Origin of the sequence: Microvirga aerophila, assembly GCF_003332305.1 — a bacterium.
GTDB lineage: Bacteria > Pseudomonadota > Alphaproteobacteria > Rhizobiales > Beijerinckiaceae > Microvirga > Microvirga aerophila.
This window is the reverse complement of record NZ_QOIO01000012.1, coordinates 1-18,282: the sequence shown is the minus strand read 5'-3', so window position 1 is coordinate 18,282 and position 18,282 is coordinate 1. Positions and strand designations below refer to the sequence as shown.

15 protein-coding genes and 1 tRNA gene are annotated in these 18,282 nt (G+C 58.8%); 6 read left to right on the top strand and 10 right to left on the bottom strand.

Annotation, left to right across the window (positions count from 1 at the left end; genetic code table 11):
- Positions 1–248: 248 nt before the first annotated feature.
- Positions 249–7,325 carry a SpvB/TcaC N-terminal domain-containing protein gene (locus DRB19_RS08560; protein ID WP_114185627.1) on the bottom strand — a complete coding sequence of 2,359 codons (7,077 nt, stop codon included), beginning with the start codon at positions 7,323–7,325 and terminating at the stop codon, positions 249–251.
- A 47-nt stretch (positions 7,326–7,372) separates the two neighbouring features.
- Here DRB19_RS08560 and DRB19_RS29845 point away from each other — a divergent pair, with 47 nt between their 5' ends.
- From DRB19_RS29845 to DRB19_RS08545, 3 genes are all read left to right on the top strand, one after another.
- A complete protein-coding gene (locus DRB19_RS29845) occupies positions 7,373–7,801 on the top strand; it encodes a hypothetical protein (protein WP_147021697.1) in 429 nt (142 codons plus the stop codon).
- Between the two features lie 69 nt (positions 7,802–7,870).
- Complete coding sequence (locus DRB19_RS31845) at positions 7,871–8,053, top strand: WGR domain-containing protein (RefSeq protein ID WP_114185625.1); 183 nt, start codon at positions 7,871–7,873, stop codon at positions 8,051–8,053.
- A 31-nt stretch (positions 8,054–8,084) separates the two neighbouring features.
- Positions 8,085–8,669 carry a hypothetical protein gene (locus tag DRB19_RS08545; protein WP_114185624.1) on the top strand — a complete coding sequence of 195 codons (585 nt, stop codon included), beginning with the start codon at positions 8,085–8,087 and terminating at the stop codon, positions 8,667–8,669.
- A 403-nt stretch (positions 8,670–9,072) separates the two neighbouring features.
- Here DRB19_RS08545 and DRB19_RS08540 read toward each other — a convergent pair whose 3' ends face one another.
- The 5 genes from DRB19_RS08540 to DRB19_RS08520 form a co-directional block, all read right to left on the bottom strand.
- Entirely contained in the window at positions 9,073–9,357 is a 285-nt protein-coding gene (locus DRB19_RS08540) for a hypothetical protein (protein ID WP_114185623.1), read from the bottom strand.
- Positions 9,358–9,907: 550 nt separating this feature from the next.
- The gene (locus tag DRB19_RS08535; protein WP_114185622.1) at positions 9,908–11,338 is read right to left on the bottom strand and encodes a phage/plasmid primase, P4 family; all 1,431 of its coding nucleotides are present in this window, start codon (positions 11,336–11,338) and stop codon (positions 9,908–9,910) included.
- Positions 11,339–11,343: 5 nt separating this feature from the next.
- A complete protein-coding gene (locus DRB19_RS08530) occupies positions 11,344–11,529 on the bottom strand; it encodes a helix-turn-helix domain-containing protein (protein WP_245439347.1) in 186 nt (61 codons plus the stop codon).
- A 100-nt stretch (positions 11,530–11,629) separates the two neighbouring features.
- Positions 11,630–12,523: a hypothetical protein gene (locus DRB19_RS08525; RefSeq protein WP_114185621.1), complete on the bottom strand. Its 894-nt coding sequence runs from the start codon at positions 12,521–12,523 to the stop codon at positions 11,630–11,632.
- The gene (locus DRB19_RS08520) at positions 12,520–13,827 is read right to left on the bottom strand and encodes a tyrosine-type recombinase/integrase (protein WP_147021698.1); all 1,308 of its coding nucleotides are present in this window, start codon (positions 13,825–13,827) and stop codon (positions 12,520–12,522) included. Before DRB19_RS08520 ends, DRB19_RS08525 begins: the two co-directional genes overlap by 4 nt.
- A gap of 159 nt (positions 13,828–13,986) precedes the next feature.
- Between DRB19_RS08520 and DRB19_RS29840 the strand changes: the two genes are divergently transcribed.
- Positions 13,987–14,063, top strand: a tRNA-Ser gene (locus DRB19_RS29840).
- Positions 14,064–14,302: 239 nt separating this feature from the next.
- Here DRB19_RS29840 and DRB19_RS29835 read toward each other — a convergent pair.
- On the bottom strand, positions 14,303–14,506 hold the full coding sequence (locus DRB19_RS29835) for a hypothetical protein (RefSeq protein ID WP_147021699.1): 204 nt from the start codon (positions 14,504–14,506) through the stop codon (positions 14,303–14,305).
- 45 nt (positions 14,507–14,551) lie between these two features.
- On the opposite strand from DRB19_RS29835, the gene DRB19_RS08510 reads away from it, so the two are divergent.
- Positions 14,552–15,088, top strand: coding sequence for a GNAT family N-acetyltransferase (locus DRB19_RS08510; protein WP_114185618.1), 537 nt, complete (start codon positions 14,552–14,554; stop codon positions 15,086–15,088).
- Here the strand turns inward: DRB19_RS08510 and DRB19_RS08505 are convergent.
- From DRB19_RS08505 to DRB19_RS29830, 3 genes are all read right to left on the bottom strand, one after another.
- Positions 15,085–16,317: a site-specific integrase gene (locus DRB19_RS08505; protein WP_245439345.1), complete on the bottom strand. Its 1,233-nt coding sequence runs from the start codon at positions 16,315–16,317 to the stop codon at positions 15,085–15,087. The genes DRB19_RS08510 and DRB19_RS08505 overlap by 4 nt on opposite strands.
- Positions 16,298–16,570 carry a hypothetical protein gene (locus DRB19_RS08500; protein ID WP_114185617.1) on the bottom strand — a complete coding sequence of 91 codons (273 nt, stop codon included), beginning with the start codon at positions 16,568–16,570 and terminating at the stop codon, positions 16,298–16,300. Before DRB19_RS08500 ends, DRB19_RS08505 begins: the two co-directional genes overlap by 20 nt.
- Positions 16,571–16,906: 336 nt before the next feature.
- Entirely contained in the window at positions 16,907–17,575 is a 669-nt protein-coding gene (locus DRB19_RS29830; RefSeq protein WP_147021700.1) for a helix-turn-helix transcriptional regulator, read from the bottom strand.
- A 483-nt stretch (positions 17,576–18,058) separates the two neighbouring features.
- On the opposite strand from DRB19_RS29830, the gene DRB19_RS08495 reads away from it, so the two are divergent.
- Positions 18,059–18,282, top strand: a 224-nt coding sequence (locus DRB19_RS08495; RefSeq protein WP_162815625.1) for a transposase, incomplete at its 3' end; no start/stop codon positions are given.

Sequence of the window (18,282 nt, the reverse complement as noted above, 5' to 3'; positions counted from 1 at the left end):
CTAGAGCCGCTCCACCAGGTTGTAGTTGCCGTAAACGCAGTCGGAACAGGCTATTGGCTCCTCATTGTGCCTAGCTGAGATCGCAGGAGGAGCGCCTATGGCCTAGATACGCTCACGAAAGGTCTGGGCCGCAAGACCATTTCGGCCCGTCCCCACAGCCGCACATCTGGCAAGCCCGGGAGAACCGGCAGTGCCACCTGCAAGTCGCGCCCCTGCCGTGGCGCGAAGGTTGTGGCTCAAGCGCGCCACTAGGCACCGGGGCCGCTGTTTTTCGGACGTACCAACAGGGCCACGCCTGCGGGGACGAATGCTGCGAGTTTCCAAGGCCCTGGGGCGAACACCACGATAGCTACAGTTGCTACCGCGAGGACCCCAACCACGATCTGCGTGTTTGTTGGTCCTCTTGACGGAGACGAGTACACAGGTGCTGGTGCCGGAGCGGGCGACGGCGCCGGAGCGGGCGCTGGATTTTGGTCGCGCACTGGGGCCGTAGCGAGGGCCGGCTGTGTCGAGGTCGCCGGCCGAGTGGCCCATACCTCAACCTTTACATCCTGTTTGCGCTGAACACGGATGTTGTACTCGATGAACCCTGGTACGGCACCAAGCGTCGCTTTGCTCTTCGGCAGCGACAGTGTGATCGTCACTTTACCCTCCGGTGTGTCCAACTCGATGGGGTCGAGCACCTTCGGATAAGTCTTCTGGATCACCTCCAGCACCGTGCCGACCCTCGCAAGCACGGCACCGCCGTTTTTCGTGGACGACGGGAAGTGATCAACGTAGTTCTGAATCTGCTTCGTGTATTCCTCAAGGTCCGCGCCCCCTGCGGGCTTGAGGTCATAGACGTGCGCCTCGACGCCTTTTGTGCCCGGCGCATAGACAATGAGGTCTATCTCGCCTTCCGTCTTTCCGGATTTTGAGCCACCCGGCAAGGTGTCAGCATCAATCACTGCCTTGTACGGTGTCTGTGTGTTGATCCGCGCAAGAAGTACAGGCAATACGATCAGGTGGACTGGTGTGCCGATCGCCCCTCTGTTCTTGCTATCGGGATGGACCTCAGGGTCGACGGATGGCCCTAAACGTCCGCCGCCTTGTGCGGCCGGTGCCTGACCACCCTGCGCTTCCTCGAGGCCACGTGGGTCGACGAGCGTGAGGGGATTGCCTGCTACGTAGGAGTAAGCATTCGTGCCGGCGGTGAGCGCGAGGGGATCGCAACTCGTCCATCGCGTGAGCCACGGGGAGTAGTACCGCAGCCCGATAGCGTACAGCCCGCTCTCCTCATCGCGCTCGCGTCCCGCGAGGCGGTACCGCTTGCGGGCGTGGCTCCCGAAGCTCGTGGCGCCGTAGGGATAATACTCCTCGCGGCTGATGAAGTTGCTGTGCGATGCCCGCGTACCCCCAAGCACAACATTTGAGTTGTTCAAGTGGTCGGTGAGGTGGTACTGCACAGGAACGGCGGCGAGTGCATCGCCCGCAAATGCCGCACCAATGCGAACACGCGCAACTCGGGTCTGGTTATCCATGATGTGCAGCAAGTCGTGTGACTCGCCGCCCTTCACGCAGCGCTCAAACACGCCATCGATGTAAATCGTTGACTCAATCGGCCCAGCCTGACGCCGCACGACCTTCTTCACACGCTGCCCACCAGAGTCGTATAGATACTGAGCCTCGATTGACGCTGGCCCAGCGCCAGCCTGCGTCTTGTACTGACGTAGCCGGTCCGCATGATCCCATTCGTAATGGCGCGATGAGGCTTCTTTGATCAGGTTACCGCTTTCGTCATACTCGCACACAAACGTCAGCCCATTAGCAATGTGCGCTTCCAGCCTGTTGCTTGTGCTCTCCGGCGTCAGAGTGGTGACCCTAGCGCTGCCGGACGCAGCGCGCCGCAAACGAATGAGATTGCCCGTGAGATCGTAGCGATAGGTCTGTTCATATGGTCGCGATTTATTCCAATCGAGACATCGCACAGAATCACTCCACGGAAACGGCTCTGCGGGGACGTCGCACTCGCGACCGGTAGCGCGCGTGAGCTGGTAGATCGCGTTATAGGCGAACAGACGGTTCAGCGCATTGGGTGAGAGCGGTGTACCGGACGCAGGGGCACGCTCATTGAGACCAATGACGTTACCGACGAGGTCAAATTCGAACCCGGTGTCCTGCAGTGGCACCGACCCACTGGTGTCGTATGCGTAGTCGGCTGCTTGTGCGCACCGGCCAGTCCATGCCCGGGCCAACCGGAACGTTGAAGGATCGTGCGCCTGGATTGACACCACGCCGTTCCCATAGTGAGCGATAGTGCGCTGACCCCGGGCATTGTAGGCGATATGGCGGACGTACGAAGCGCCATTTAGGGCGACGCTCTGGAGCATTCCTGCGCGGTTGTATGTGGGCTCCAGGAGCTTGCGCCCTCCGTTAACGTCACGCGGATAGCGTATGCTTCGATGTCGGCCGAGCGCATCATACGTCATCGACAGTTCAAGTCGACTCTCTTCGAGGATCTCGTCCCCGGATGTGTCCCAGTTGGCCCTCCACGCCGCAGTGACCTCGGCGTCCCGGACGAATCGGCGGGTCTTCGACAGGATCCGACCCTCGATGTCATACGCGTCGAAGACAACCAAGCCTGCCTCGTCGCGATGACGATGGAGCCGGCCGAGCCTGTGCTTTTTGCGTTGGGCGGCACGTTCCGCTGCCGGCTGCGCAGGGGTTCCACCATCGCCGTATTCCATCTGCTCGCTCCGCACGAGCGAGTCAGCTGCCCGAGCGCGAGTCCAGATGCTCGAAGGGCGATTAGCGCGATCAAAGGCATGCAACCGCCGCGCCCCGCGCCCATCGCGCTCTTCGACGAGATTGCCGCTGGCATCAGGAACTGTGAGCTTGATGCCGGCGTCGATGCTCTCGACGCGAAGCAGGCGGTTCAATGAATCGTGGATGCACCGCGTGGCGACGCGGCCAAGGGGATCCGTGATCGTTTGAACGTTGCCGCGGATATCGTAGGTTGTCGCGACATCAACGGTTTCGATCGGATTTGTCGGCGACGTTCGATTTCGGCGTGTTGTCTTCACTGCTCGCCCGAGCGCATCCGACGCGTGGCTGGTCGGCGTATCGAAGTGGTGGCGATAGCTGCCCGTAGTCAAAGGGTGGGTACGGCCCGCGTTGTCGTTCTGATCATAGACGTAAGTCTCCCAACAGGTCGGCGCGAAGATATCCGGCGTATCGAGGCTCGCCGGAACGCCAGGGACCACACGCTGTTCAGAGCCGTCCGAGTGAATAGTGCGCAAAAGGTGCCCGCGCGGGTCGTATTCCATCCGCTGGCTGGCGCCCAGTTGCGCAGCCGTCGGCCGCGAGTAGCTCCAGCCCGCCGCGAAGAATGGCTCGAACTTCCGGATTACACGACCCTTGTTATCGAATACTTCCCAGCCACTCACCACCACGTTCGGTGGGGCGTCCTCCGTCCGATGGCGTCCCACGATCGTGCCAAGCTCTTTGCCCTGGAGCGAAGAGATCACTCCGTCGCCGAACTCGATGTCGCCGAACAAAGTGTCTTCGGCGAGCGACCGTGTCTGCACGATTCGCCCGAAGCCGTCGGAGTACTGTCGTGACTCGATTGTCTGATTGCGCACCGATAGATCAACAGAACCATCTGAGTCGTGGTAGAGGAAGCGGGCGGTATGAACTGAGATCGGCTCACCGCGGAGCTCAAATGCGTTGAAATCGAACACCATCCGAAACCCGTCGCGCAGCTGATCTCCGTTCCCGGTGTCATCGAACATGCGCACGCCCTCCAGCAAACCCATTGGACTGAATGTGTATCGCGTGTGCTTGCCGTTACAGTCCGACAGAAGCTTTGGTTTGAGGACACGATAGTTGTATTCAGCAGTTAAGTGTAGGCCAAGTGGATCGGTCAGCGCGACCGGCAATAACGCAAATGCATCGTAGCGAATTGTCGAGTCGCGCGACGCGTCCTGTCCGAGCGGTGATCGCACAGCCGTCACCAGACCGCGAACCGCTAAACCGGGCTCTTGGAAGTCGTATCTCCGCCTCACTTCAGGTATGTAGCAGCGATCTGGAAGCATCGCGTCTGCCGCGACATGGATGTAACCGGCTCGAGACGGAAGCTGTGTGCGGAAATCTGCTGGATACTCAGGCGACCAGGCTGTCTCGCCGGCTTTAAGATAAGGTGGCCGCTCCCCATCAAATGCAAGTGCCAGGAGCGTTTCGGAGAACGCCATGCGCCAGGTTGCGGTCGCCGCGCCGAACTGCCCGACCTGACCCAAGGGCAAACCGGCGAATGCCGCCCCATCGTAGAAATGCAGGGTATGCGTTGAGAGCGTCCGCTGCACGTTGGCCGATAATGCCGCGAATGCTTGAACTGTCACTGGCGACAGTGCAGAGAGCTCGTAGACTGCGATGGCAGCCGGCCGGTCGTAGATATAGACGCTCGGGTCTATTGGCTGTGCAAACAGCGTATGAGTAGAAGTGGCGAGGAACTCAGACGAGGCGTCGCTGGCTCGGCGCCAGAAGCGTGGGCATGCAAGCGCGGTCTCCTGCCTCGGCTGTCCGAACGGGTCATACTCGTCGACAAACCTGAGCCGTGTCTGCGGGTCATCCCCGCGTTCCCACTGCGTCGTGCGCTCAGCCCGAAGGGATGGAAAGAACACCAGCGGCTGTCCGACGCTCAGATCTGAGGAATCGAGGTGATCGGCAAGTACGGCCGCCAGGCCATTCTGCCGGACAAGCACCACGCTATAGGCGTGCTCCGTCACGCTATACGGCCGTTGCTCGCGGAGCGTTCCGTCGAGCGCATAGGTCTCGGTGCGAACGATGCTCCCCTTCAGCGACCGCAGCGCACTCCGGCGAGCGCGCGACGTGGTGGGTGTAACAGGAAAGGCCGCGACGAACGAACCGACCTGTGTGGAGCCCTGTAGTAGCGGCGGATCCTCTGCCCAGTACTCCTCGCGGTAGTCCATCTCGGACCATCCACCCGATTCATCCTGGACGGCCCCCTGATGGAACCAAGTCCGGGTGAGTAGTGGTGGAGAGAAACGGTTCTGCGGGACCGCCTCGCTGCCTGTATTGCCAAGAAGACCAGGGCTGTTGTATTCTTCAAGCGTTTCGGTGTCCACCTGCTCGACCATACCGAAGCCACGGAACTCGCGCTCTTCACCGTCCCAGTAGCCGTGGTGATACCGAAGTTCGCTGGTCAGCTTGCTGCCGGCGACGCGATCCAGAATCTCCACGCGTTTGACCACGAGAACTGGGAACGGCAGAGTTGTGCGCCACGGCCTTCGCAGATGTGCAAGATCGCTGAGCGCCAACGAACTCGAAGACTCATACGCGATATAGGTCTCTGCACCGATGCCGTTGTTCATGCGGTCCAGAAGGTATGGCTTGAGCCCTCCAGTGAAGTCGAGGAACCAGGAGTGCGGTCGTCCGGTTGATGCGAGTTCGCTACTCCAAAACACGCCTGCCACACCGGTGCCAAGCAGATCCACCAGCGAGACAGTGTCCAGCCCACCATGTGCCCGTGGAGTTCCATGAATAATGATAGGCTCTTCGCTCCAGCCACTGCCGCTCTGATTGATCCACAGCAGCACCTTTCCGTCGTCGACGTACACGAGGTCGGCTAAACCATCGCCGTCCACGTCGCCGAGCAGCAGTCGGGCAGGGTCGTAGCCGTATGGTAGCCTTGGGCTGCTCCGCATATGGACGCGCTTACCCCATCGCGCGCGGCCCAGACTCGGCCAGTACTCGACGTTGCCATCATAGAGGAGCACGACATCATTCAGGCCGTCGCCGGACATGTCAGCCCAGCGAACGCGCGGATCCGCGAAGCTGACATTAGGGAACTCATCGAGCTCCTGTCGCTCGACGAAGCGGGTCTCGAGCCAGCCGCGCTCGGCGTCGTTGAAGAAGCATTCCAGTCGAGTGCCCGAGCGGATCGCGTCCGTCGTCCCATCGCCGTCGAGGTCAACTAGACGCACTTCGGGGTCGTCGAGGTCGAACGTAGGTGCGTTCTGATAAGGCCTAAACGACTTGCGATCCCAGCGACCGCCGAACGCGAGCGGAAAGTAGCCGGCAACGCCGGACCGTGACATTAGAAGATCGCATCTGCCGTCTCCATCGGCGTCTAGCAAGCGCACGCCGGGTTGACCGAGAGATAGCCCGGCCGGTGCCTGGTGCATCTCGCGTGGGGGATCGAACCGGCCGCCCCCACGGTTGCGCCAATAACGCACTACCCCGTTGATTTGCAGCAGGTCAGGCAGCCCCGTGCCGAACAGATCGACGAATGCCACGTCAGGGCTACCAAGTAGTTGCGTCGGAAGATCCACACCGGTGAGCGGCTGGAAGGAGCGACGCTTGGGTTCGAACTGCGTGTATCCGAGCTTGACCCGCGGCATTTCCTGAACCGCAACTCCACTATCGTCAAATCCGACGACGTCGCAGCCAGTCAAGAGCGATATGCCGTTGGCCGGATCTGCCGTGTAGTTGAAGCGGTATTCACGTGTGGGACGAATGGCGTCGTCATGGGTTTCAATCACGATCCGGTGACACCGACGAGTGGTCCGAACCTCGAAGCCGCCCCGGTACTGCGAAAACGGGTCGGGACGAGATTCGTATTCCAACCGGACGTGGATCAGAAACTTCTCCCTCGGGGAAACGCCATAATCTGCGTACAGCACGTCGGTCAGGAGCGGTTGATCCCATGCGTGGGGCCCCTCAGTTCCGGTATCGCGGATGTCATACTGGTACCGGATGAGGTTGCCGAACACGTCGCGCGTTTCCGACAGACGCCATGCGAATGGCGTTGTCGGCGAACCGGGACGCGGCAGGGTTGCGGCGTCGCCGGAGCCTCCGAGTGCTCTGGGTGATCCATATACATGGACGAGACCGTCCTTGGTGCGCACCTCCCAGTGGTTGGTCGTCGGCGAGCTCACGTGCTCGATGAGGGCGAACATGCCCTCAATCCGCGGCCGGTAGCGCACGCGCCCAGGATAGCTACCTGAAACCCGCACGAGATCTTCAACGCCCGACATGATGAAGGTATCGCTCAGATCATCGTAGCGAGGCACCCCCTTCGACGTCTTGCGGCTGATGCTGGGAACGCTGAGCTGCCATCCCAGGCCGAACAAGCCATTGCCATTGCCAGTGCTGTACGTGACGGACAGGCTAGGTTGAAAGCCGTTACGGCCCGGTGGCAGGTCTATTGGCAGCGTGAAGTTACCCGTTCCAGTATGAAGGTCCGGCACAAACTTCTCGCCGATGCCGTGAAGTGCACCGCCGCCCTTTGGGACACTGATGATGGAATCGTCGTTGTGAAGACTCATAGCGGAATCTCCGCATTGTCGGCACTGATTGGGTTGCCGACAGAAGCGTGCGTCCGGAACAAACGCCGGGCGTTATTGCTTGTGAACGCCTAGCATCGCGTGTTTCGCTCCTGCCAGGCACACACGGCTATGCTAACAGTAAACGTCGAATCACCTCAAGAAGCGTATTCCTTGGCAGGCTCGACTGCAAATCCATCTTTGACTATGGTGTCGACACCCTTCGCTTGGATAAGAATGTGGCGCGACTGGTAGGGATTGAACGCGACCGCGTTAGCGCTTGCGAACAGGCGGAATGCGAACGACTGATGCAGGTCTGGACTGTCGAGTGGGAGTTTCCAGAGATTGAAGACTACAATCTGCCGAAGCTCCAATGCAAGATGACCACGCCGGAAGAACGGGAAAAGCAAGAGCGCGAGCGGTTAGGCCGGATCGAGCGGAGAAGAGCAAAGCGGCAACGCCAAGATGGTGGCTACTAGGCGAGCGTGGTGGGCCCGAAGAAGAGCGGCACAAAGTCCAAGATCCAAGGCTGCGCGAGAAATGCTGGAATGGTTTTACTTTTGTCGTACGACTCGATTGGGAGAACAGTGACCTCGCTGACGGGCAAATGGGGCCGGATCGACACCAATGGTCAGGAACTAGTCGAAGCGTTCTCCAGCGGGATCGAGGCCAGGACGGGGCTGAAGGCTGTAGCACCGACCAAACGTCTGCGAGGCTACCGAGCTCTGTGATATTGGCCAGCATCAGTCACAAGGGCTAAATATGAGCGAAACACCCTTGGCATGGTTCAATCTTGCCCATGTTGATCTTTACGATGCCGCGACCCTTCACAACGCTCAGACGCCGTCAGGCGGGTTCTATAGCGCTCCTGTGAGATTCCTGTACTTCCATTCGATTGAGCTGTTCCTGAAGGCCCGTCTGCGGCTCCGCGGGATTGAGGACAAGATTCTTGAACGGAAGCCTTACGGTCGTAACCTAACCTACCTTCTTCGCCTTTGTGAGTTCGCCCAAGCCAACGAAGAGTTCACTTGGTACCAGCTATCGATGTGGGCGGCGAGGCTCGCTCCGAGCATCTTCGAAACGAAGAGCCATGAATGGATGAGGACGCAATGGAGACGATGCGCTGCTGATCCACATCGCTACCGGATCACAGCTGACGACATCGCTTGGCAGCTTCAAGTAACAAACGACGAGCGTCTTGAATCCAAGCTTAAGACAATTGGGGCAATCGACAAGCCGAAACCAGAGCGGGAGCGCGATCGCCGTACCAAAGATGCGGCGCGCAAGCGGGAAGCGAGAGCTGCAAATGGCGCTACGCCAAGCCACGCAACGACGACCAGCTGTTAGAAGTATGGGTGGAGGAGAACGGATCAAAGGAGCAGTTAGCGAGGTGGGGGAGGGGGTCGAATCTGTGGTACTTCGAGGGATACCGACCGCATGGGGGCTCATGCGCAGAATTTTTCCTGGCTAAGCCCGAAATTTCAGCTCTGCTGTCTTAGACAGTTTGGCGATGCTTTCGTCGTCGCGGGGCAGTGGATAGGAACCAGCAACTACGCTCGCCGGAATGTGCTCAGTTCCCCAATTCCGAGCGTTCTGCGTCGTCTGATCATCCCAGTTCTCCATCCCCCAATCCGCGAACGCTGGAGCAAGTCTTCTGGAGCGCAGGACGTAGATAGGGAGGCGCTTGACGGCCTCGTCGGGGCCGACACGCTGAACCCGCCGAGGATCAGTCCTTGTTCTTAAGGAGTTTCTAGTGCAGGGAATCCCTAGTGCAGCGGTGCCAATCGTACTGGTATCCGGCCTCGTTCTTCTTCCCATAGCACCAGCCGAGTTGATTCAGGCGCTTTGAGTAAGCCTCTCGTTCCTCGCAGGGATCGGCGTCGGCCGGCGGGTTGGCCCCGGCGCTGCCACGGCATTCCATGGTCGCCTCAAGCCATAGCTTCATCATGGTTTTCGGATCGTTGCGCGATTGCGCATAGGCTGGTGTCGATAGCGCAGCTACCCCGACAACCAAACAAACGACAAAGCGCTTCATTCTTGTCTCCTTGGACTACGTTTCAGTTGTAGGGGCAGCGAAAGGAGGAGGATATCAAGGCGACGGTTCGGCACACTAGATCAAGCAATCAGTCGACCAGATGATGCTACCATGATCGGCGCTTGGCCGCTGCAGCTCGTAGGTTGATGTTCTGGCAGCCCAAGGGGTGGGGCGGGTCAAATCTCTGGGGGATCGTAGAGGTTCGACCGCATGGGATCTCATTCAAATATTTTTTGGAAGCACGAAATTTTTTAACGCTTAGTATGGGGAGCGAATAAGTGAAATCCTCGTACGTGGACAAGGGTTTACCGGAGCCGATGTAGTAGACAGATTTCTGAATTTCAGTTGTATTGAGCCTTGAATCGGAATGAAGTCTCGTGAGGCCCAAGGTCTATCAAATGCCTCAATCTCCAACTTCGGAGGACGACCCAGTGTTTGACCGACCCTCCCAAGCGGTCATGCCGTGACAGATGTGACAGTTTATTCTTTATAAATGTCATAGACGGGTAACACCTTGTAAGAAGGAACCGTCACATCTGTCACAAGTAGCTCAATCGATGAGGTGCGAAGCTTCTAGCTCGGCTTTGTTTGAGTGCGCTATATCGCGAATGCGAAGCCCTCGGAAGGAACTCCCATTTCGTGTGCGGCACCGTTCAAAGCGCCGCGCCTCAAGATTTTGTGATAACTTTTTCGGGGACCCAGGAGGCTCGCCGTTCTGCTCGGCCCACATCTTCCAGGATGTGAACAACGTCGATAATGCTGTAATAGCGCCAGCATCTTGGACGCATGCCTCGTCAATCCAATGAGCCACGGTATCCTCAGCCGCAAGGTATGCCTGCGTTGCCTCCAATATTGCCGCTGACGGCCGCAGCCCGTTCTGTTGCCAGCGGAGACACCCCTCGATCATCCAAGCCAGAATGCCAGACCATTCAGCTTTTAGCACCTCTGGCAGTCGTCCATCGCGTTCCCTTGGCGGTATCGTTACGGTGAATGGAAGAAGGTTGAAACGCCTGCTGATCGCCTCATCAACCGATCGCAAACTTGGCATGTGGTTGCCGCCGATGAGAAGCTTGAACTGAGGATCGTATTCAAACCAATCCTGCCTCATGCGACGCGCCGTAATCCGGTCGCCTCCGGTCAGCGATTTGATCCGGCTTTCGGCCCACGGCCTGCCTTCCTCTGTCTCAATTGCAGTCACAAGCCGTGCACCTTGGAGGCCTGCCAGACCAGTTGGATGCTGGTCGGTAGTAGTAGCAACAAATGTTTCGACCGCCGCCGTCTTGTGGTAGCTGCCCAAGATCCCCGCCACTGCGTTGATGAAGACGGATTTGCCGTTTGCTCCTTTCCCGAAGAGAAAGAAGAGCGCTTGCTCTTCGGTAGAACCGGTCAGCGCATAGCCACACATGCGCTGCAGGAAGTCCTGGAGACCTCTGTCACCGTCAGTGATTCGGTCCAAAAACTGATGCCAACGGGGACAACTTCCGCAAGGCGCAACCGCTGTGATCTTGGTGACATAGTCGGTCGGCCTAGCCTGCCGCGTCTCTTGGGTACGCAGATCAACCAATCCGCCCGGAGTGTTGAGAAGCCAAGGATCTCTGTCCCACTGTTCCGGGGCTGCCGCCAACCGGCGGTCCGCCCTAGCTAGGCGCTCGACAGCAGAAACGGCCTTCGCACTCGCCAAGGCATTGGCTGCTCGCGGGTCGCCGCACTTTGCCGCGGCTTCGCGGCACACCTTCCGCACGAGATGAACTGCCAAAAGTGTATCGTCCGGCCGCCAGTGCGTTCCTGTCCAGATAAGCCACTTAGACCATGATGCGACAAACCGAAGGTCGTGAGCGTGCTGCTCGGCGAATTGAAGAGCTAAACCGTCCTCGGTGAAGGGCCCCGCCCCTGTGAGAGGGCGGCATGCATGGATTGAGTTTGTTTCAAATTGGAACTTGCCGCAGTCGGTTTGGGCGTCCATGGAATCGTTGTCCATCATTGCCTTCACTTCCCGAGCTTGGGCAGTCGTTCGAGGAATTTTTCGTAATCCGCCTTGAGAATGAGCGTGCTGCGTCCGTGCTTCCGAGCGATCAGCTCACCAGCCCTGATCGCCTCATAAAGTTTGCTGCGCTTGACCGGACCGATCTTAGCCAACTCATTGATAGTATAACCGAATTTATGGATCATCATGTCCTCTTCTACCAACATGCACGCGAGTGCTTGTAGGAGGACATTCGCGGATCGGGCGGGATCAGAAAAGAAGACGCAATGATTTTTGCTGCAACGATTGTCAGCGCGCCGTTTTCCGAGGGCGCCCCGGCATTCCCCAACCAGTTGCACCGGCTGACTCTTTTGCTTGCGTCCACATCGATTCGAAACCGCGAAGTGAGATATTCCCCCACCGCTTCCTCGCCTCCGCGCGGTAGTATTCTTTGGGGTGTGGCTGGGTGTTCGGCGATGCTTGCATCTCGCGGATCAGCCACTTCATGCACTCAGGTTGAAACCCGATGGTCTTCTTGACGGTGTTGTCAGCCGATTTTCTGACTCCCGCAGCGATGTACACCGAGAACAGCTTTTCACCGTTTGGACCCTCCGCCGGCTCACCGGGCGTTCTCGGAAGGGCAAAGTATCGCCATTGATCCGGATGGACTTTAGAGAATGGGGCGAGTGGGCTGTTCCTTCGGGCGAAGACCTCCGCGTGACCATTTGTGATCGCCCATTCGAGGTAACCGAACCGCTGCCGCAGATCGATTGCCAGACAGGTCAGGGCCTCACCGGCATCGGAAAAATGTAGCTTGATCTGGAGTTCCTCAACCGCATCGCAAAAATCCTGCGGGGATTTGGCAAGATCGAAGGCCGTTTCGAAAACCGGCCCATCCTCCCGATTGCTCGGACGCAGCCAGAAGCTGGGCTCTTGCGGATCCACCACAAGTTCAAGGTTCCCAACCCGGACCACGAACACCTCGTCCGCGTAAGGGACAAGGTCCCATTCTTCGAGCCCCCAAAAGCCAAAGTAGTTTTTTGCAAGCTCCACAATCGCGTTGACCCAGTCCTGCCCTGTACCAGTGAAGGCGGGGACGAAATAGAAAGCAGCCCGATCGAGCGGGATCCAGTCCGCCTTCGGCGCATCAGAGGAATTATCCCGCTCACCAAGGCCGCGAGCGGCTCCGGTCTTGTCGCTCATAACCGCCGCTCCCGCAGAGACACCACGTTTGCACTCGGCCGGTCCAAGACCAGATCCTGTAGCGCGGCCGCCCAGCGCTCGAGAGCCATCCGCTTCTCGCGGGACCGGTCATACAAGTCATAGTGTCGGCCGCCAACGTCGCGGGGCGTATGGTTCAGGAGGGCATCCCGATCCTCCCGCGGCACGCCGAGAGCGGACAGACGAGTCGTGAAGCTCCGGCGCAGATCATGCGGGGAGGGCGGTGAGGCCTTCCAGCTCCGGACCACCTCGCCGTCTCCCTTGAGTTCACGCGAAAAGCGCGCCATCGCGACGGCGAGGGCGTGCGCCGTGATCGGAGCCGCCTCGACCGAGGGGGACGGGAACAGGAAGAGCTTGTCCGGTGCGACCAGCGCCAGCGCCTCCCGAACCACCTCGACCGCCAAGCCGGGGAGCGGCACGTAATGCGCCCGCCCGTTCTTGCATCGCTCGGCGGGAATGATCCACGCGGCACGGGACGGATCGTCGAGGTGCTCGAACTCCGCCCGCGCGGCGCCGGCCGCCTCGCCGGCCCGGGCGCCGGTCAGCAGCACCAGGCGGAGGGCCAAGCCGACCCGCCGGGATACCGGCGGAAGCACGATCGCCGGCCAGAAGACTCGCAGCTCGCCGTCGCTCAGGACCCGACGCCCGATGTTCTCGACCCCGCGCTTTTTGAGCCGGTGGCACGGATTGGCCAGGACGAGGTCGGCATCGAGCGCGAAGCTGTAGATTCCACTGATCAGCGCTTGAACCCGGTTCGCCTGCGTGGCCCGGCCGCCGGCGACCATGTCCTCGCACAGTTCGATCACATCACGGCGCTGGATCTCGTCGTAGCGTCTCTTGCCCCACCTCGGCAGGATATGGAGCCTGAGGTTCCGCTCGTCGGCGGTCGCGGAGCGCTTGAACCGGTGGGCGTATTCCCGGAGGTACCGCTCGGCGAGTGCCTCGAAGGTCTTCGTGGTCGCCTCCTCACGGGCCCGCCGCTTCATCTCGTTCGGGTTCTGCCCGGCCGCGACCGCTTTGCGCAGCGTCCCGGCGCGTTCCCTGGCCTCCGAAAGGCTGACGTCCGGATAGGAGCCGATCGTCACCCGCGAGACCGCCGCCGTTTGCGGGTCTCGGAACCGGAACGACCAGGACTTCGCGCCGCCGGAGGTGACCCGAATTGCGAGACCCGGGCAGCGGGCGTCGGTGATTTCGAGGCGGCCGGACGGCGGCGGCGCGAGGCCGCGGACGAGAACATCGGTCAAAGATTTCTGCACGATCGACACCTTCGCGAGAGAGCGTGCCACGCCTCCGGCCCGCGTTGCGTGCTGTGCCCCCGAACCCGCAGGGGAGGGTCTGGGGGCACACCGGGGGCACAACAAGGGTCGGCTGAGGGTGGACGTGGGCGGATGGCAACATCCGAATATGCACGTTAGCTCAAGCGCTTGGCCCGTTCAACAATATCCGCCGGCGTTCGCGGAAATCCGGAATTACGCGACTGAAAATCGCAGTGTCGGTGGTTCGATTCCGCCCCTGGGCACCACTAATTCTCCTTATAGATCAGGGGCTTGAAGAATAGTGGTGTTTCGATAGCGCTCTCGATGTTACCGAGCGTGTTACCGGATCAAATCTTCTGCCCAATACATCGCAATTTCCATCAATGGCTTCAGTCTAGGCTTGATATCCTTCTGGACGAGTCGGAATGCGCGCGATATTGGAATCGGAACCTAAATTTTTAACCTTCGTTAACCCAAGGCTGCGAACTTGCGCTCTCCGTCGATGCTACACCAGCGAGGTGCCGACATGCACATGCTGCAAACGTTTATAGCTTGGCTCTGGCGCAGCAGTGACAAGACGGAGAAGCTTGCTTTCAAGAACCAGCGTGAAGCGGCTGAGTTCGTGCGCCGTCTCTATAACGAGAATGGCGCTCCGAATGCGAAGCTCAAGGAGCTCTATAGGCGTGGGCGTCAGATGCGCGATCGTCACGACCCTTCAGTCTCCCACCACGCCTAATCCTGACGAACCTTGTAGTTGAAAGTCCGCATAGAGCCGTTCGAACGGCACCGCCCGCGCAATTTCTTCGATTGCGGGCGGAAACCTATCGACAATTGGTACAAAAATCATGCCAAGAAGTGCGTCGACCGTGCGGAGGACCGTGTGTTCGAAGCAGTTCTGGAAGCGGATAGTCGCGTCGTAGGCTACTATGCTCTGCAAATCGGCAATGAGAGTATGGATGCGTTGCCGAACAAGCCGAACGACTATACCCAGAATTATCAGGCCTTTCCTGCTGTCCACCTCGGTTTCCTAGGGGTTCATCGTGAATACCAGAGGAAGGGGATAGGGACTGTTCTCCTGACCGATATTTTCGAGAAGGTGTACAGGATCTCTGAAATCGCCGGTATGTACGCGCTCACCCTCCAGTCATACGACGAAGATTCAACGGCCTTCTATAAGGGCCTCGGGTTCGAGGCATACACTGACCACCCAACTTCACCGAAAATGCTGGTCCCAATTCGAATAATTCGGGAACTGGTTGGAGAGGCCAGTGAATTGACTGAGGTCGACTAATCTTCCCTGTCCTTGTTCCTCCGCGCCACTCTCAACTCCGCAACCCGGCTCGTCTGAACGATCTTCCCGCGGTTGTAGCGCATCGTCGTGCTGAGCTGGGTATGCGAGGCGGCCTTCATCACATCCTCAGCCTGAGCGCCCGCCTCAAAGGCCTCTGAGACGGCCCCAGCGCGGCTGTCCATGTTCCAGACATCATCCGGCCATCCGGCCTTGCGGGCAATCTTCCTGAACGTCCGGCTAAAGTGCGACTTCTTCCAAGGCTTGCCTGAGCCCTCATCCAGGATGATCGCGCCAACCCGGTGCTCAGAGGGTACTCGGCCAAGAGCCGCGATCATGTCGGGGTAGAGCTTCAGGTCATGCTCGGCCGTCTCGGATCCATTCGACTTGGAGGTGGGCTTCTTCAGGATCATGCCGCCGTCGATGTGGCGCCAGGTGAGGCCCCATTCCCAGATCCATGCACCATCGGTGATTGCGCCCTTGATGCGCTCCCGCTCCTCCGGCTTTGGCTTCACCCATTCTCCGATGACATCCTTTTGGCGAAGACCTAGATCGAACTGCAGGGTGAGCGCCAGGGCGAGGGAAGGGCGGCTGGCCTCGACCGCGGCTTCCCTGAAAGCAATGATCTGATCGTAAGTGGGACGCTTCTTGCGACCCTTGGGCACGGTGAACTCGGTGTGCTTGAGGACATTCGCCAGTTCGATAGAGTTGGCATCGCGGAGTTCACAGCCATAGCTGACGATGCGGCGAAGGGTTTGAACGCAAGCATAGCCGCTTCGCTCGCCATAGCCATCTACCCAGTTCTTATGCCAGCGCCGAACATCCCGCCCGGTGATCTCGCTCAGAAGGCGCTTACCGACCGTAGCGACAATGATCTTGATGTAGCGGCTATAGAAAATCTGTGTGTCGCGGCGCTTCTCGTGATAGGGGCTATCCTCATCCGTCTCGAAGGCGACTGCCACCCAGGCGATGGTTCCAAGTCCATGCATATTCTTGGATGTCTCGGCGCCTCCAGCCCACTCTAGCATCTCAGCGCTCAGAATACGGCACCGGGCTGCGATTTCTATCGCCTCGTGTGGATTGTTCCAATCGCCGAAAAGCCGGACCGTCTTGGGAGTGTAGCCCTTCTTCACGAGCTGCTCATCTGCAACCCAATACAGATCGATGCGGCCGTTATGCCGCTTCATCCGCTTAAGTCCCGGGGCGTACAGCTCATGATCCTGGCTTGCCATCCCAGTTTTCCTCACCGTCCGGCCTCGTCACAAGGCTAGATTCGATGAGTCCATGCCGCCTGTCGAGGAAAGCTTTCACTGCCGGCCAGTAGCGGCCGCCGAACAATGGGTCGACCTTGGGTAACCCACGCCGCTCGAGCACAGCAGCTATGCCGTCCCATGCGCTCACCCGGTGCGGCGGCAGGACCTCCCGGGCGATCTGCTGTTCCGTAGGATAGAGAGGTAGGTCAGAGGTTTCTTTCTTCTTGCCCATGATCAGAGCGCTTCATCCGCCACAACAACCCACAGGCGCAATGTCAGCCGGCTGGTAGAGCGGGTGAACGGCTTGCCTCAATGCCAACAGTTAAGGAGCCGGCTTCAATTCGGACGTTCATGCACCCGCGTTCGTCACTGAGATCCCCTGCTCAGGACAAGCCACTCAGCTTAGTCAAAACCACGACCACGCGAACAAGGTTGAAAGAGCGAGCTGACATAGCGGCCATCCCTTTTGAGAATAGCCATTACTACGAATCCTGTCAACGCGGCCAGCGCTTTCTGTAAGCCTAGCAGTACTGAGAGTGCCTTACCTTGCCTTGGTGGATGGTTTGGTTCACCCAACGTCTCTAAGCCTTGATGTCTCGGTGAGCGCCTCAATGAACATTCTGATCGTCCTAACGTGTTGCTGCATCTGTCGATTAGCATCCATAAAATCAGATTTACTCCAGACCATCTCCGATGAGCCGGGTCCATGAGGTGCATTAGGCCAAGTAACTTTCACCTTTCGATCGTCGATTCCGTAGAAACGACCATTTACTATCCGATTTTTTATTTCAGCTAAATTTTGGATTTCCTTTAAAGTAGCTATTACTGTTCCGGCTAAATCAGGATTTTTCTCCGAGTGTGCATCCCCTACCGAATTAAGAAGGACGACTTTCGCATCTGCTCCGAGGCAGTTTACAATATCTGCTAGGTCGACGAAGGGTGATTTGAGGAGTGCTGTAATGGCTTCGTCTAAGGAGCGTTCAAGAATTCCCCAATGTGATAGAAACTCACCGACTAGGAGTGCCGGATTCAAGCCCAGATGAGACGAAAATGGCACTTCGTCATTATCCCTTTCTGCAGGCTCCATAGGTTCTACTGAACCCTCTCCAACCAAAAGCCATGCTGGAGAGACGCCAAATCTACGCCCATACCTCTTGGCGTCCTCGACGCTTAAGCTGCGTGCACCGCGCTGCCCAGCTCGTTCATGTGAGTTATAGGTGCTGACGCTTACTCCCATCTCGAGTGCGGCCGCTCTCGCAGAAGCGAGGCCCGCCCTTTGTCGCGCCCACCGTAGGCGTTCGCCTGGAGTTTCCATGTCTCGAAAACTAGACCTCCGATTCTGAAAGAGAAGTTGACAGGTTACCTAAATCCGTAGCAATGTCTCCAACGTCAAGGATGATCTATGGCATCTCCGAACCAGCCCGCGACCTTGGCACTGAGGGGTGAGAGCCATGGGGTATGTAGATGTAGATCCGAGTGCTTATCCGAGTGAGAAACTCGCCAAGACCGATCATGGCGGCCAAGGTCCGCTGAATGCGGGGGACACATATGAACCTCTGGTGGTCGCGGGTGACCTGCGCTGCACACGTACTCTCTCTGCATTTTGAATACTGTTCGCCTCGTTAGGCCGTGTGGACGGATCGAGATGAGTAATGGGTGAGTGGATTCCCAAATCAGTCCTGCGATGGTTCATGGCAGGTCGGCTTCAGGAGGCGCGACCATGCTGACGGGGATGAGAGAGGAAGACTGGGTGACGGTGCTGCGGGTGTTTACCGCCTCATGCTCCCGGCGAGGCGCCAAGGGCCGCAATGACCGCCGCTTCCTCGAGGCTCTGCATTACTTCACCGTCCACAACATCACCTGGCGAGCCCTGCCTGAGTGCTTCGGAAACTGGAACTCGGTGTGGAAACGCTTTTGGCGGCTGAGTCGGGCGGGTGTGTTCGA